Annotated in this window: 11 protein-coding genes and 1 tRNA gene; 2 read left to right on the top strand and 10 right to left on the bottom strand. The window is 39.3% G+C overall.

Going from position 1 to position 17,327, the window contains the following annotated elements; genetic code table 11:
* Window positions 1-44: 44 nt before the first annotated feature.
* Together VKY50_RS10835 and VKY50_RS10840 are read right to left on the bottom strand one after the other, a co-directional pair.
* A tRNA-Ala gene (locus tag VKY50_RS10835) sits at window positions 45-118 on the bottom strand.
* A gap of 34 nt (window positions 119-152) precedes the next feature.
* Complete coding sequence (locus VKY50_RS10840; RefSeq protein WP_324301728.1) at window positions 153-947, bottom strand: universal stress protein; 795 nt, start codon at window positions 945-947, stop codon at window positions 153-155.
* Between the two features lie 114 nt (window positions 948-1,061).
* Here VKY50_RS10840 and VKY50_RS10845 point away from each other — a divergent pair, with 114 nt between their 5' ends.
* Both VKY50_RS10845 and VKY50_RS10850 read left to right on the top strand, forming a co-directional pair.
* On the top strand, window positions 1,062-2,390 hold the full coding sequence (locus VKY50_RS10845; RefSeq protein ID WP_324301730.1) for an MATE family efflux transporter: 1,329 nt from the start codon (window positions 1,062-1,064) through the stop codon (window positions 2,388-2,390).
* 36 nt (window positions 2,391-2,426) lie between these two features.
* The gene (locus tag VKY50_RS10850; RefSeq protein WP_324301732.1) at window positions 2,427-3,197 is read left to right on the top strand and encodes an enoyl-CoA hydratase/isomerase family protein; all 771 of its coding nucleotides are present in this window, start codon (window positions 2,427-2,429) and stop codon (window positions 3,195-3,197) included.
* 4 nt (window positions 3,198-3,201) lie between these two features.
* Here VKY50_RS10850 and VKY50_RS10855 read toward each other — a convergent pair whose 3' ends face one another.
* From VKY50_RS10855 to VKY50_RS10890, 8 genes are all read right to left on the bottom strand, one after another.
* Window positions 3,202-3,843 (bottom strand): 2OG-Fe(II) oxygenase, encoded by a 642-nt coding sequence (locus tag VKY50_RS10855; protein ID WP_324301734.1) that lies wholly within the window; start codon window positions 3,841-3,843, stop codon window positions 3,202-3,204.
* Between the two features lie 131 nt (window positions 3,844-3,974).
* The gene (locus VKY50_RS10860) at window positions 3,975-5,648 is read right to left on the bottom strand and encodes an alpha/beta hydrolase fold domain-containing protein (RefSeq protein ID WP_324301736.1); all 1,674 of its coding nucleotides are present in this window, start codon (window positions 5,646-5,648) and stop codon (window positions 3,975-3,977) included.
* 19 nt (window positions 5,649-5,667) lie between these two features.
* Window positions 5,668-8,313 (bottom strand): glycoside hydrolase family 3 C-terminal domain-containing protein, encoded by a 2,646-nt coding sequence (locus tag VKY50_RS10865; RefSeq protein WP_324301738.1) that lies wholly within the window; start codon window positions 8,311-8,313, stop codon window positions 5,668-5,670.
* A 75-nt stretch (window positions 8,314-8,388) separates the two neighbouring features.
* Entirely contained in the window at window positions 8,389-10,026 is a 1,638-nt protein-coding gene (locus tag VKY50_RS10870; protein WP_324301740.1) for a glycoside hydrolase family 43 protein, read from the bottom strand.
* Between the two features lie 6 nt (window positions 10,027-10,032).
* A complete protein-coding gene (locus tag VKY50_RS10875; protein ID WP_324301742.1) occupies window positions 10,033-11,433 on the bottom strand; it encodes a glycoside hydrolase family 28 protein in 1,401 nt (466 codons plus the stop codon).
* 10 nt (window positions 11,434-11,443) lie between these two features.
* Entirely contained in the window at window positions 11,444-13,648 is a 2,205-nt protein-coding gene (locus VKY50_RS10880; RefSeq protein WP_324301744.1) for a pectinesterase family protein, read from the bottom strand.
* A gap of 146 nt (window positions 13,649-13,794) precedes the next feature.
* Window positions 13,795-15,468, bottom strand: coding sequence for a DUF4957 domain-containing protein (locus VKY50_RS10885; protein WP_324301746.1), 1,674 nt, complete (start codon window positions 15,466-15,468; stop codon window positions 13,795-13,797).
* A 21-nt stretch (window positions 15,469-15,489) separates the two neighbouring features.
* Window positions 15,490-17,316, bottom strand: a complete 1,827-nt coding sequence (locus VKY50_RS10890; RefSeq protein WP_324301748.1) for a RagB/SusD family nutrient uptake outer membrane protein — start codon at window positions 17,314-17,316, stop codon at window positions 15,490-15,492.
* Window positions 17,317-17,327: the final 11 nt, after the last annotated feature.

Genomic DNA, 17,327 nt, shown 5'->3' on the forward strand with positions numbered 1-17,327 from the left:
ATGAAAAAATCCTTGCAAATTATTGATTTACAAGGATCTTTCTGTGGAGCATAACGGAGTCGAACCGATGACCTCTACACTGCCAGTGTAGCGCTCTAGCCAGCTGAGCTAATGCCCCAATACGCTTTTTTATTTGCAAAATGTTGTTTTGCCTATTTTTTAACACTCAAAACCAGTAGTGGAATTGAACATCTAAATTCGCGCTTCAAAATTATATTTTTTTCCCATAACTTGGTAAAAAATCCACGTTTTCTTCTAAAAACAATTAAAATATCAGGTTGGTTGGTTTGAAAATGCTCAAGCACACCTTCGAAAGTACTAGTGTTTTCGGTAGTTTTCAGAGAATCGCTCAAGTTTTCTAAAATTGGATTTAAAACCAAATCTTCCGCTGTATACTTGGGTGTTTTAACCAATAAAAGGTTTAAATATAGCTTAAATGCATTTTTAAATTGTATTAAAGTCTCTAGAATCGATTCATGATTGACAATTCCTGACTTAAATGCAACCAATCCATTTTTATAAGGATAAAAAGAATTTCCTTCCGGGATGATCAGTGTAGGTATGTTGGTTAGTTTAATAATACCTCCAGAGGTATCTCCCAAAAATACCTCCTCTCGAATATCCGTGGTTTTGGGCTCTAAAATTATCAGATCAATACCATACTGTTCCTCCACGGCTCTTACTCCGTCTACCACATCTCCGTTATAGGCCGTAATGGTGAGAGAAACCCCTTTTTTATCTACTTGACCAACGATCTCGTCTAATTGATTCGTGGTTGATTTAGCAACAGCCCTTTCCACATTGGCCAGACTCCCAGCCTTGGTAACCAAGGTGAAGGCTTGCATAACATAAAGATCAGAACCCATAAATTCTGCAAAATCAATGGCGTATTGCAATGTTTTGATAGCGTTCTCAGTGGGACCAATTGGAACTAAAATATTTTTCATTAGGCTAAAAATTATGGTTTGGTATGTTGTTGAATTTACCTTCAGTACATTTGCACTTAAATTTAAACAAAAAATCTAAGCCTGATCATTGCTGGGAATGCAATGAGTCAACCGATGGAAAAAACAAAAGTAAGCTTTAAAGAAATTAACAAACTTGCCATTCCAGCGATTATTGCCGGTATAGCAGAACCCTTAATTTCATTAACTGACATAGCCATAATCGGTAATGTTAAAGAAAATCCTGTCGAAGCGCTCGCTGCCGCGGGTGTTGTGGGTTCCTTTCTTTCAGCCATTATTTGGATTCTGGCACAAACAAAAACAGCCATTTCAGCTATTGTGTCTCAGCACCTGGGTTCAAATCGTATTAACGCTATTAAAACATTAATACCTCAGGCACTAGCCTTTAACTTCATTCTAAGCATTATCATATACATTACTACCACTTTGCTCGTTGAAGAAATATTTCGTCTTTATAATGCCGAAGGACTCCTGTTAGAATATGCCACAGACTATTATGTTATCAGGGCCGTAGGTTATCCTCTTACATTGGTCACTTTTGCTATATTCGGAATATTCAGAGGTCTACAAAACACGCTTTGGGCCATGAAATGTAGTCTTACTGGTGCATTTGTAAATGTCATCCTAGATTATATTTTAGTTTATGGAATTGATGGGATCATACCCCAGATGCATATAAAAGGTGCTGCCTATGCGAGTGTCATTGCCCAGCTTGTGATGTTTATAATGGCTTTGTATTTCTTTTATACCAAAACCCCTTTTGGGCTATCCCTGCGATTTAAAATCAACCCACAAATGAAAAGACTTTTGGGATTGAGCCTAAATCTATTTGTTCGTGCCGCTTCACTGAACTTTGCTATTTACCTCGCAAATGCTTATGCCACAGGTTATGGAGACACCTACATTGCGGCACAAAGTATTCTGATGAATTTATGGCTGTTCTTTTCCTTTTTTATTGATGGTTATGCAAGTGCTGGAAACGCTATCTCAGGAAAATTACTCGGAGCAAAGCAGTATAAAAAGCTTTGGCTACTCAGTTTAGACATCTCTAAATACGCCATCATAATCTCCTTGATCCTAATGGGAATCTGTGCGGTTTTTTACAACCAAATAGGGTTGTTATTTAACAAAGAAGAAACTGTGTTGGTGCTATTCTCATCAGTGTTTTGGATGGTACTATTAATGCAACCTATCAACGCTATAGCCTTTATGTTTGATGGTATTTTTAAAGGACTGGGAGAGGCAGCTTATTTAAGAAATGTCCTCTTAGCAGCTACTTTTTTAGGATTTGCCCCGACCTTACTCTTATTTGATTCCATAGGCTGGAAATTACATGCCATATGGATTGCTTTTTTTGTGTGGATGCTTATACGAGGTATTTCATTAGTGGTCAAATTCAAGCGAAAGTACGTGAATGCCATTTAGAATCCTTAAATTTGAAATAACGCAAAATTGACTACAATGGGCACAAATCGTATCAACGGAAGTTTATATACCACAATTGAAAATAAAATAGCCACCCTAGAATTTGGTCACCCTCAAAGTAATTCATTTCCTAGTGTGTTGTTAGAGCGTTTAACTGATCAGATCAAAACCCTGTCCAATAACCCAGATGTCTCCGTGATCTTATTAAAAAGTGAAGGTGATAAAACATTTTGTGCTGGGGCATCTTTCGACCAGCTCATGGCCATAACTAACAAAGAAGAGGGTAGCGTATTCTTCAGTGGTTTTGCAAAACTGATCAACGCGATGCGAAACTGTACTAAAATTATTGTAGGACGTGTTCAAGGAAAGGCAGTTGGCGGTGGCGTAGGGTTAATTGCTGGGTGCGACTATGTCCTAGCTACTGAAGCTGCCTCGATCAAACTCTCCGAACTCAGCATAGGTATTGGCCCATTTGTGATCGCTCCTGTTGTAAAACACAAAATAGGAGTCAGCGCATTAGCAGCCCTTTCCTTAGACCCTACTCAATGGAAAAATGCTTATTGGGCATTGGAAAAAGGACTCTATGCAAGAGTATTTGAAAACCAAAAAGATCTCGATAAAGAGATAGAGATCCTTACTTTGAAATTGGCCTCCTACAACCCATTAGCGCTAGCGGCCATGAAAAAATCCCTTTGGGAAGGTACCCAACATTGGGATACCCTACTTTTACAACAAGCTGAAATCTCTGGCGAACTTGTTCTTTCAGACTTTACAAAGAATGCTCTTGAGCAATTTAAAAGGAAGTAGACCTTTACCGAGTTTTAAGCCAGCCCGTTATGCTGTACCGCTCAGTGGCTAAAACCCGCTTCACTTCATGCTCTAATATTTGGCTCTCGAAAATCACCACACGGCCAGGCAAAGGATGGATCACTATCGGTTCAGCAGTAACATCATTTGGGTAAATAACAAGCTCTCCACCATTTTCACTCTTCCAATTACTATCATTTAAGTAGCAGACTAAAGATAGTTTACGCCGATCATCATTTTGAAAGGTATCTAGGTGTCGCTTGTAAAAAGTCCCTTTTGGATATACAGCATAGTGAAATTCCTTATGAAAAATCCCTAAAAAGCACGTCTTATTAAGATAGCTTACCATCGCATTAATCTTTTTGAAAAATAATTGCGCTGCTTTACTTGTGGAGCCTTCGTCAATCCAAAACACAAAATCACCGCGTATCTGATCCAAAATTTGTTCGTCGAACTTATTTCCTATAGCTGCTCTTTTAAAACAATCCTCATGATATTTATCTAAAAGGGAGGCTCGTAACAAAACAATTTCCTCTTCTGAAAAGAAGTTATCAATCACACTGTAATGTTGTTGTAAAAGATCATTTATAATCGTTTCATACAATGGATCTTCTACAAATTCAAGTTGGTCAAACAACTCTGCCATGGTTGAGGATTAAAAAGTGTGCAAATATAATTCTAAATTGAATATGTTGTTTCACTTTTTTTGAATCAAAACCATATTTTATTTAATTTTTGATACCAGTTCCCTGAATTGAATACATTAAAACCAATCAATCACCATATTTTGTCTAAAAACTCTAAACAGTGGTTTAAAGTAGGCTGAAACCATGGATGCACCAACCAAAAAGAATGAGGACTCTGTTGTAGGGTATGAACTTCACTATAAATTTGGTAGGAATTAAGTTTTGAGATCATATCATCTCTACCTGCATGGAATCTATCCTGGGAACTGTTTACAAACAAAATAGGAGGGCTATTGTTATCAACATACTCTAGCGCAGAGGCAAGCCTCCAATTGTTGAAGTTTTCATCTTGAAGACCGCCCAACCACTTTCCAGCAATTTCACTTTCTCGGGCATCGGGATGGATAAAGGAAGTAATCCCATCAATGTTAATGACCCCTTGTACCTTATCCTTAAATTCTTTGTTTCCATCAAAAAACATTGGGTTTGATGCGCTCACACCAACCAAAGTGGCTAATTGTGCACCAGCCGATGCACCTAAAATTGCAATACGCTCCGGATCAATTTTAAATTCATTTGAATGGGCTCGCATCCATTTAATAGCTGCCTTTAAGTCAATAACTGCTGCGGGAAATTGAGCTACTGTACTTAAACTATAATTTACGCTTACGGCAACATATCCATTTTCAGCAAGTCGTTGTGCTAACGGCTTCAAGTTTTCTTTGCTTCCTGATATCCAACCACCTCCGTGAACAAGAAGTACTGATCCATACTGACCCTTACCAGAATTAGGGATAAATACATCCGCTCGTAAAGTCTGCTGTATGGTCTGACGATAAGGGATATCTTTGATCGTGATACAGCTCGGGTTATTAACAAGGGTAAGTGGTTGTATGTGGGGATAGTCTTTCTTTAATTTCTCATAGGTAGTAGCAATGGTATAGGGTTTAGGGGAATGCTGTGATAGCTCAATTAAAGCATCAAATACAATTTGAGCTACTACTGCTGCACCTTCAACCTGGAAATGAGTGTTGTCATTTTCGCCTTTAGGATACGCCTTGAAGGTGTTTGGTGGAAGGTTCATATAATAATGCTTACTTACATAGGATTTTCCCTTTTTGGTGAAGAAGTCTCTTGCTAGCGTATTTAAATCAATCAAAAGTACCCCCATTTCTTGAGCGACATCCTTGGGGGCACTGTCGTACTCCTTATGGACATCCTTAAGTATTCCTTTTTCCCATGGATAATTCCTTGGTACTGGCGTGAGAATAATAGGTATTCCCCCTTTTTGGCGCGTTTGGGTTACAAATAGACGCAAAAACTCTTTGTATCCTCTCACATTCACATAACGCTCAGGTTTACTCTTTGAGGCATCATTATGACCAAATTGCATCATCACCAAGTCATTTGGTTTTATTGCTTTATACACCTCGGCCCAATGACCTTGTTGAAAAAATGTACGCGTACTTCTTCCCCCACGAGCTTTATTGGATACCACGACACTATCTCCTTGAATAAGGTTTGAAAGCAATGTTACACTTTTTTTTGTAAATAATGCTTGGAACACCTGGCCCCAGCCAGTTAAAGGGTATCTAGTTTGCATATAATCTTTACCTGGATCGTAGTTATCACTATAATCCGCCATGGTAGAATCACCAATTAAATGAATAGTAATAGGGTCATGTTCCTGTGCAAAGCAAGAGCATGACCCTATGAATAAGAATAAGAAAACAATGAGGAAGTTTTGATATGGTACTACACGCATCCTATCGTTTTTCTAAAGGTTAATAGTCAATTTTAAGTGTGGTTCCTTCTACTTTTATTTTTTTACGCACCGTTGTGGTTGATTTAGCGTTTAAATCCGTTTTAAAACAAGGTTGCTCTCCTCCCACGCTTATTGAAAAAACACCTGGTTCAATAACCAAATCTCCTTTATCATTGATCATGGAAAGCTGTCTTGGTTCAATAGTAAATTGAACCTGTTGACTTTCTCCTTTCTTTAGGTGGATTCGTTTAAAGCCAACCAATTCACGAATGGGACGAGGCGTGCTTCCCTTTTCATCTGTAAGATATACCTGAATGACCTCATCGCCATCGTAAGCACCTGTATTGGCTACCTCTACACTCAACGCAATGGGTTCATTCATACCAATTTTAGAAGGCAATTGAAAATTTGAATAATCAAAAGTGGTATAACTAAGGCCATATCCAAAAGGGTAAAGCGGCTCTTTATCAAAATAACGATACGTTCTACCGTCCATATTGTAGTCTTCAAAATCAGGTAGATCCGCCACTGATTTATAATACGTCACTGGAAGTCTAGCAGCGGGATTGTAGTCCCCAAATAACACCTGAGCAACGGCATTTCCTCCTTGTTGACCTGCATATCCAGCGGTGAGAATTGCTGGAATATTCTCCGCCGCCCAATTTATAGAAAGGGCGCTTCCGTTGAGAAGAACCAGTACAATTGGCTTTCCCGTCTTTGCTATCTCTTTTAAAAGCGTTCTTTGTGAGGCAGGAAGATCCAAAGCCGTACGATCTCCTCCTGCAAAACCTTCTACTTCAACATCCATTTCCTCACCCTCCAAACGTTCATTTAATCCCAACACCATCACAACTACTTCAGCCTTTTCAGCAGCCGCAATGGCATCTTCTAATTGATGTTCCTTAGGAACACCCCACAGCATTTTCGCTGTGGAATTACCGTAGTAGTTATTGTATTTTACCTCTATTTTATATTTTTTTCCCTTCTCCATATAAATCTCTTTATTGATGATGGCAGGGCGATGTTCATGGTTTCCACCACCACTTATTTGCTGGGCAATTTCAAATTCCATGAATGGTTTTCCCCAATCACTAAAAGAATATGTACCCGTTTTTGGTGGGGTGATATATCCGCTCCAACGGATGCTATAATCTCCCATTTTCAAACTAGGATCAGGGGTTTCGATATCCCATTGAAAATCAATATTGGCATCTATACGATCAATTACTGGGGTTCCCTCCCAGTTATTATTATCGTAATATTGCGCTGATAGCCCTTGCTTGCCATCCTCCGTACTTAGATATACTGATGGGATGACTTCCATAGTAGGAATCCCTTTAGCTAATGGTCCACCTTCTTCATATAGAACAGTTGTTTTTGAACCCAGGGCATTTTTTATTCCTTGCAAAACGGTCACGGGGTCTTTAGGGTTGCCATTATAATTTCCCCATAAGGACTGAATGTTATCTGCATTAGGTCCAATAACTGCCACAGATTTAAGATCTTTTGAAAGGGGAAGCAAATCTCCCTGATTTTTCAAAAGCACAATACTCTTTTTCGCAGCTTTGAGAGCCAATTGATTATGCTTTTCACTGGTATTGACGCTAAATGGTATTTGAGCATATGGAACCACCTCTTCAGGATCAAACATTCCTAACTTAATACGTGCTTCCATTAAACGGCTTAATGCGATGTCTAAATCCTTCTCTGTAACAATTCCCTGCTTGTAGGCTTCGCTAAGCTTTTCATAGGAATCACCACAATTTAGATCACATCCTTCGATAACTGCCATAGCTGAAGCCTCAGCAGCATCCTTTGCAATCTTATGATACTTCCAAATATCAGAAATAGCATAACAATCAGAAACCACGTAACCGTCGAAATCCCAATAGTCTCTTAAAATAGTAAATAGGGTATCACTAGCACTTGCTGCTTCCCCATATACACGGTTATAAGCGGTCATTACCGATCTAACATCTCCTTGTTTGACCAAGTCACGAAAAGCTGGAAGATAAGTTTCCCACAGATCACGTTTACTTGGGTGTACATCAAACTCATGGCGTAGCGGTTCTGGTCCTGAGTGCACAGCGAAATGTTTTGCTGTAGCAACTAACTTTAAATAATTAGGATCATCTCCTTGAAGACCTTTCACGTAGGCTATGCCAAGCTGCCCAGTCAGATAGGGATCTTCTCCATAAGTCTCATGGCCACGTCCCCATCTGGGGTCTCTAAAAATATTTATGTTTGGAGACCAGAAGGTAAGTCCTTGGTAGATTCCTCGCTGCCCTCGTCTAATATATTCATGGTGTTTTGCTCTCGCTTCATCTGAAATGGCATCTGCCACTTCCTTAAGTAAGTCGCTATCCCAAGCGGCCGCTATGGTAATGGATTGAGGAAAAACGGTCGCATAACCAGCTCTTGCAACACCATGTAAAGACTCATTCCACCAATTATATTCTGGAATCCCAAGGCGTTCTATGGCTGGTGAGGTATATAAAAGTTGATCAATTTTCTCCTGCACAGTCAGTCTGCCTAATAGATCTACTACACGATCCTTGTCGTCTAAATTCGGATTTTGAAAAGGGTATTGCTGCCCATTGGATATGGACATTGATAGTGCGAAGACTATAAAAAATAGTTGTTTTAGTTGGTTGATTGTATTCATTATATTGGTGTTTAATTAACATTTAAAGCAATGGAATTAATCCGAAAATTCCAAAACTAAAAATGATTTTCTGTATTAATCCACCCTAAACCAATCAAAATCAGCATATCCTCCACGTTTGGACTCGGGCGTACTCACAGTAAAGAGCCCTACTTTTGCTCCGATCCATTTTCCAGGTTGTGCATAAAACAACTTGCCGATATTTTTAAATTTCCTACCATTTTCACTATAGCTAAATTGGCATTCACCTTTAGGCCCTACTACCTGAACCCTGAAATATACCTGATTGGATTTTGCAAGTTCTTTCTCCAAGACAACTTCCTGATGCCCATCAATAGCATTGATGCTTTCGGAATGTTGGATGTAATACTTCTGGTCTTCATACACAATACTCAAGGCTGCATAATCCGTTCCCATTACAATTAAACCAGCTCTTTTACCAGAGGTCGCCTCTTCTGGGAATAAGCTTACCTTAGTGGTAGCGGTAAACTCAGGTGCTGGAAATTTCTGTAGTAAAAGATTTGGTGCCATCCAGAGATTGGTATCCTCTGGGTTGGTTTTAATGGCAAACAACCTCAGATGTTTTGTTCCTCGAATTTGAGCGCTCCATAGAACATTTGGGTTCGCCTGCCACTGCCATTGTAACCCCAGCTCATCGGAGTTAAATTCATCGGACTCCATTGGTTGTTGTATGGGATAATTTACACCACTTATAGGTTTTTTGTACTGTGTCACAGGTTCACCAATACCATTGCCATCATAATCTTCTCCCATTACAGGCCAATTATCTTTCCACTGCATAGGTTGCAAGTGCACAAGTCGTCCATAGGGATCTAAATCTTGAAAATGATAAAACCAAGAAGCTCCCTCTGGAGTATCTACCCAAGCTCCTTGATGCGGACCATTTACTGCCGTACTTCCTTGTTCTAAAACTATTTTTTCTTGATAAGGTCCATATATATCCTTTGATCGTAATATCAATTGCCATCCAGTGGCTACTCCTCCAGCAGGAGCGAATATATAGTAGTAACCATTGCGCTTGTAGAACTTAGATCCTTCTACCGTTGGATGTGCATCATGGCCGTCAAAAACGTGTTTTCCAGCATCCAACACCTTTGTTCCCTCTGCATTCATGCGATGAACAGTTAATAAACTCTTTACCCCTGCCCGGCTTCCTGCCCAGGCATGAACCAAATAGGCTTTTCCATCATCATCCCATAGAGGAGATGGATCGATTGCACCTTTAGCTTCCATTACAAGTACAGGAGGATCCCATGATCCAAAAGGATCTTTTGTTTTTACCATATAAATTCCAAAATCAGGATCTCCCCAGTAGATATAAAAATATTCGTTATGGTATCGAATACTCGGTGCCCAAACTCCATTACCGTGCTGTGGCACCCCAAAATGCTCCCGAGGGATCTGAAAAGGTAATGCATGATTTACTAACTGCCAATTCACCATATCTTTTGAATGTAGAATTGGTAGACCAGGAGCACAGTTAAAACTTGAAGCGGTCATAAAGTAGTCTTCTCCTACTCGAATAACATCGGGATCTGAATAATCCGCATACAAAATTGGGTTCTTATATGTCCCATCACCTTGGTCGCTCTGCCAAACCTTAGACTGATATGGGGTTTGGGCGTTAGCAACAGGCAATAGGCCACATAGCACACTTAAACAATAAAAGAAATAAGCACGAATTCCACTCATGATTAATTAATATTTTTGCCCACTTATGGTGGTATTTGTAAACTGAATGGGCTCTGAATTTTCAATACGCATAGGCATTTCTGCCTTTTTTATAGTTACATTTTTAAAAGTTATATTCTCGACAGGGTTCTCTTCGCGTCCTTGAATTAAGATGCCGTATTTCCCTCCGTCTTCAACCGTAACATTTTCGATATGAATATTCTTGATCGATGGTATGTGATCCCCTTCTTGATTATCATAAATCGCATAATACGTATTGATTTTCAAAAAGGCCTCTTTTACTTGTCCTACTTGAATATCTTTGACAAAAACATTCTCCACAAAACCACCTCTTAAGGTGTTGGTTTTAATACGAATGGCTCGATCCAAATTCGGGCTATCCATTTTGCAGTTTCTCACATACACATTGCGCACCCCTGCAGAAATTTCACTTCCCATAACAACACCACCGTGGCCATCTTTCATAATACAGTTTTCTACTACAATGTTTTCACTTGTTATACCCACTCTGCGCCCCTCATCATTTCGACCAGATTTAATGGCGATGCAATCATCCCCTGTATCAAAGACACAATTGGTAATATGTACATTTTTACTATATTCTGGATTACACCCGTCATTGTTTGGACCATGACTTATCACCTTAACTCCATCCACAGTCACATTAGTACATTTAATAGGATGCATTACCCAAAAAGGCGCATTGATAAAAGTCACGCCCTTAATAAGCACATTTTCGCTTTCAAAAGGTTCGAAGAAGGTAGGTCTTAGGTGATGCCCCTCTCCAAATATTCTTTCACTCACAGGCAAGGCATCCTCATTCATCTTACGGAGTCTCGGTAGATTGAATGTATCCCTTTGATGTGGATCTCCTTTTTTATGACCATATCGCTCAGCACCGCTCCACGGCCACCAGTTTTCTTTACCTGCTTGGCCATTAAATGTTCCGCTTCCTGTGACCGCTATATTTTTTTGTTGATACGCATAGATTAAAGGTGAATAGTTCATAAGCTCCACCCCTTCATAAGAAGTTCTAACCACAGGCAGGTAGGCTTGTTTATCTTTGGTAAATATCACTTCAGAATTTTTTTCTAGATGTAGATTTACATTACTCTTTAAGTGAATAGGACCCGTTAAAAATTTTCCAGCTGGAATAATAACCTTTCCACCACCCGCTTCCACACAAGCCTGAATCGCATCCTTTATGGCCTGAGTGTTATCAGTTATACCATCGGCCACTGCACCATAATCCATAATACTAAAATTAGTATCGGGGAATTCAGGGATCGTGATGGATTCGATTATTAAATCTGCAGCATCCTTTTCCTGGGTTACCTGCTTTTTAGATTCGGTTTTACAGCCTATCACAAGGCTTAAAATTATCAGGCTGAAAATAATTTGTTTCATAGTTATTAATTCAATTGTTTATAGTTGGATTCCAATTATCATTTCCCTTAAATATGTTTTCTTTCCTATACTCTAACATTTTGTTTTTAGTTAATTTCTTTGCCCAAGCAACCCTATTGGAGGTAGCACCAGGTCCACTAGAATTGTATTCCGCATAAAATACCGTTCGCTCAGCCTCTGGCTTATTCCAATTATGCCATCCAAGGGGTTTTATATGATCCCCCATATAACAGTCAATCCAGACCGTCTGGGCATAATTTCTCCAAGGGCGACCGAGGTAAACACTGTTTTTTTGCGCTTCGCTAATAAGTTTACAATTTTTAAAGACCATTCCATACGAGGCAACTTTAGGTGTCGATGCCGCTGTTATATACCCCTTGGATTTGGACTTAATTGTACAGTTTTCAAAAAGTGCAGTAGAAGCGCCAAAAATAAAATCTACTGTCCCTTCAATATAACACTCTTTATAATATTGCCTACTGTTTGCTCCTTGCAAGTATAAAGTATCTTGATTCCCAATGAATTTACATTTATAAAATACAACCCTATCGGCACTTACTCGAACAGCCACCGCTTGACCTACATTGCCCGCACTGTTTTCAAAACTCAGATTCTCTGCCTTGAAACCATCGCCAAAAACAAAAAAAGTACTGGAGCCCGTAGTGCCCATTTCTTCTCCAAAATCATTGACTTTTGCGGCAAAATCGTCGTTAGTTATGATGGTTTTTTCTACGTCTTGCCCAATCAAACTCACATTTGTTTTACTGCTGGGGAGTACCAGTTTTTCCTTATACACGCCGTTTTTAATATAAATATAAGTGCGATTCCTACGAAAATCGGGAACAGCATCAATGGCCTGTTGTATCTTTAAAAAATCACCACTACCATCGGGAGCTACTGTAAAATCATATACGCTAGGGACCAGTGAATTTGCATACACCTCAATATTAACATAATGCTCATCTAAGGTATGTAAACCCGCATCATTTTTTGTTTTATCCAAACCATGTTGATCCTCCCAAAAATCAGGAATTCCATCCAAATCAGTATCCTTCTCTATACTGTTTTCTGGAATTTTAGGCCATCCACCTACCTGTTCTTGAGAATCAATAATTCCTTTTTTATAAGTTGCCGTTGTTGTTTTAACGCCCTGTATTATTCGAAGATCTACGGCATCTCGATAAAGGCTATGGCCAGCTTCTCTGATCACCAGTCTATAGGCCTGTTTAGGCTGATGGGTCTTAACATTGTCTATGTTGGGGGCTAAGGTGAGCTTGGTTAATTCTGGCTGATCACACTGAACACCACCATCCCAATTATCCTGCGATATCCTCTGGGATCCTTCAATGAAATTACCAGTTACATAGAATTTACCATAGGGTTTAGAAGGATTCACAATACGATCTGGTTTGGTGGTTGCCGGTCCTGGTTTAAAATAATTATTTACCATAGAATAGGTACCGTTCTCTCCGCCATAAACACTATTAAACCCCCAATTGTAAATTACATTATTTCGAAAATCAACAAATTCATTCTTGTTATTTTTGGTTGATTTAGAACCACTAAACCTTGGATTTCTACTGTTATTATTAGCGATTAGGTTATGATGAAAGGAAGCGTTAACTCCTCCCCAAATCCCACCATACCCATGTGCTCCTTTTGAATGAACTGAGTTGTTCAAGGCCTCTGATATGATACACCATTGTAGTGTAAAATTTTCATTTCTATAAAAGGAGACATTTTCATCCACCGCCCAACTAACTGAGCAATGATCTATGATGACACCATTTAAATCTCGCCCTCCAAGAGCATCTGATTCGATGGCATTAATATCGCCCATGCGACATCGGATGTATCGAATAATCACATTGTCTGCCTTTACATTTAATGGATATCCTTTTAAGGTAATCCCTTTTGGTGGAGCGGTCTGTCCTAAGATCGTCAAGTTCGGTTTATTGATGTCCAAAGGAGATTTTAAATCAATGGTTCCTGAGACCGCAAAAACAATAATTCTAGGTCCATCCTTGACAATACCTTTTCTTAAACTACCCTCCCCGTCATCGTTTAAATTGGTAACTACATATACTTTTCCTCCTCTACCTCCAGTGGTATATCGTCCAAAACCTTCTGCCCCAGGAAAGGCCAATTGTTGAGCCGAGAGTGAAAAGCAACAAAGTAATAATAGATATCCAAGTGCGAGACTCTTCTTAAGCATACGCTAAAAATTATATATTTATGATGTTCTTATTTGTTTGTATGTTAATAAAACTGAGTCATGCACCGGTATAGTAATACCGGTGCTTTTTCTCAGCGTTAAGCAAATTTAACTACAAACAAACTAAAACAATTCAATTCCAATAGTTACAACTTGGCTCTCCATCGAGGATCACCAGCTGTGTATTTTCCAGAAAACCCTGTATCTTTAAAATTAAAATTATTCTGCTCTGGGCTAACCCATAGATCTTCTTGTGTACCCTTGTAATTTCCAACAGGAAATCCAGGAATTTCTTTTGATTCGCTAAAAGCAAAATTCTCCGTGCTATAGTTATTTAAAAGTGAGATATTGGTGGATTCCAAACCTTCACCTATTCCTTGAATACTACCGTATTCTCCTGTTCCTGTTTGATCCCAACTATGACCAAATATGGAATTACTAATGGATATTCCACCAGTGATATTGTTGTTTCCATCCCCCCCTCTATAGCGCAGTAATCGCCCTCCAGGAACAATGAAATTAGCAAATGTGCAACTTTCAATACTAAGGGATAGTGAATTATTACGTGACTGTATTCCAGTATCAATTTTATTAAAGGTACTGTTACTCAAAACTATGGTATTTACATGAGCCGTCATAGGGTCACCAGGATTGGTGTCGGTAGTGATAATTCCATACCCTCCAATACTATCCACAACGCTGTTATTGATGATATAATTATCAATCTCAACTGTTCCTCTAATTCTAATAATACCTCTAAGGGTTCCGATCTCACAATTTTCAAAATTCAGCTCTCGAACATATATATTGTCTGTATTTGGATTAAAGACATAGTCTCCACTAAAATCTTCACCTCTTATTTCCATATCAACAAATTTGATATGGTCGATCGTACTATTCTCTGCAATATTCCAGTTACCAGTGGTATATAATTTTGCTTTCTGTGGCCCAAAGCCATATGCTCCTCGGATCGTAATGGATTTGGTTAAATCATCCTGAGGCAAATCATATGTCACACCGCGTTTAACCAGTATTATGGCCCCATCGGGTGCAGCTGCCACAGCATCGGCCACCGCAGAAGGGCTTTCATTCTCGGTCAGATCTATTACATTTGGCAAACTAGGATCGATATCAGCCACTTTGGTACTATAATTCACCCAGCCACGGATTTCTTCTCCACTATAAATAGCTATTTGATAATCCGTCTCTGGCTCTAATCCATAAACAAAACTTTCTCCGCTTTGCTGCTCATCTGATGTCACTGAAACGGCATCGAACAATGGTGTGGCTAATTTTAGATCGTCTCCTGCGAATACTTTCATGGAGGTTACAGCGGCGCCAGTAGGCGTCCATGTAACCCTTGCGGCCACATCGGTCACATCATAAGCCATTGGGATATTCAATATCGTCGGGAATCGCTGTGTTCGCACATTTCCTAAATCAGACACCTTACTGTCGTATTGCGGGTCTGAAGCATGAGCTATAACCCTAACCTGATACAAGGTGTTCCAAAATAATTCTTCCCCTACTAATTTCTCATCAATGGTAACAAAACTAGTATCCGTTTTAAAACTATAATCGATCGTCGCAAAAGTATCCCGACTCACCTCAAAACTATATGACTTAGCTGCTTTCAAGCTACCCATATCTACGATAATGCTATTGCCTTCAGCGTACAACTCTTCATTGAGTACTGGGCGAAACAACCTTGTTTTCTCAAAGTCTGATTGATCATCATCACTACATGCGGTAAAAAAACCAGCACATAGAACAAAGAAGATTAAGAGCCGATTGTGAATGATATTGTTGATGATTTTCATCTTGGTGTTTTTTTAATTGATCTAGAAACCGTATCCGTCATTGCTTAATGTGCCTTGGCTATTCTCCACCGCAATGGTAGGTATAGGAAAGATATACCTTACCACTCCTGGTTTGGGACCGTTAATATAGTTTTCCCAATCCCTTGTGATCCACTCGTCGTAAGTGGTGGTCTCATCGTGAAGATCCAGTAAAAAAGGTACTTGATTCCATGAATCATCTGGCGGGGCAACTACCTTTTGATTAGGATTCAAAATGGTAAATTTACCTTCCTGATCCAATTTCCAGTACATATAATCAGGAAGATCTGTCGTGCCATTATAAGCCTCATCTGCAAGTTTTTTCAAACCTTCAACCGTTTCGGCTACTTTTTCGGAGTATATTCCCCAACGAATGAGTTCGTATTTTCGAATCATCTCCCCACCAAATTCCCAAGCACGTTCATCGACGATGGCATCAAAGAAGCTCGATTTATCAGCGGAAATTTCTGCAACATACTGATCTACTTTTTCAGCCCAATCCTCACTTTTAAAAGCCCTTCGACGAACACGTTTTAAAGCATCTTGAGCGGCAGCCGTAGGTCCATTTAACTCATTTTCTGCCTCAGCAAACATCAACAATACATCCGCATACCGCATCATCGGCCAGTTGATTCCAGTACTTTTTGCGGTAGAGGCTCCCGGTGGTGTTGTCAATAAATGACGCCCCCACTTTCCCTGGGAAATATTCATTGGACCATCAATAAATTCAGCCTCAAAGTCCTTGTTTATTCTATATAAACCACAAGTGACATCTCTTCTAATATCTAAGTTGTCAAAAGAAAAGTAATAGGTCACCGGCATGGCCATGTAATTATTTCCAGACCCATAAGCATGGGAGGAAGTTGGTCCGCCCTCAACTTCTATCCCTATATTCCAACCCACATCACCACTGTTTAATGAGAAAGGAACTTCGAAAAGTATTTCACTATTCAGAGGCGTTTGAAAGGTTACATTATTAAGGAATATCTGAGCAAAATCCTCAGGTAGTGGTCGGTCTTTAAGTGTAATGAGCTTCTGGGTATATTGTTTAGCAATCTGATAATACTCAAGATAGTCACTATCTCTGGCAAGACTAAGGTTTGGTTTAAGATAATAACCTCCTCTTTGTAGTGATAAACGAGCGATCATCCCTAAGGTGTATTCTCTATTGACCTGTTCTACGCCATAGGTTGTTTGATCGGCCCACATCATATTCTCTTCAACCTCCATGAGTCGTTTAATTTCACCACTTAAAATGTCATTTCTATGAGTCTTGGGTAAATTAAACTCTTGCCCTGCCTTAGGTGCACTAATCACATAGGGAACATCACCAAAATAATAGATCAGCATACTATACCAATACGCTCTAAGGGTATAAGCTTCCCCTAGTAAATGATGCATGGTCTTTCGGACGGTTTGATCCTGGCTTTCTAAATTTCCACTTAAGTTAATTCCTTCAATAGCGATATTAGCATCCCTTATAGCTCGATAGGCGTAGGTCCAAACAATATCCAAATCCCTATTACTTGGAAGCGCATCGAGGTTCCAAATCTGGTAACGATCTCCATTACTTGTCCATCCTGATTGGTGTTCTATGTCCGTATTCCCAGTAAAATTATTTGATAAGCGGGAACGAAATGCATCCTGATTAAAATAGGAGTATATTGCATTGACTCCATTTCTGGCATCATCTACGTTGGAATAAATATATTGATTATCAAAAGTCGAAATTGAGTCTGGCTCCATAAAGTCATCACTACAAGCCGACACAGCAAAGATTAGCGAGAGTGATGTAAATCCTATTTTAAATAAACGTGTTATATTTTTCATTGTTCAAAAGG

This window comes from Galbibacter sp., from assembly GCF_035306585.1.
In the GTDB taxonomy this organism is placed as follows: domain Bacteria; phylum Bacteroidota; class Bacteroidia; order Flavobacteriales; family Flavobacteriaceae; genus Galbibacter.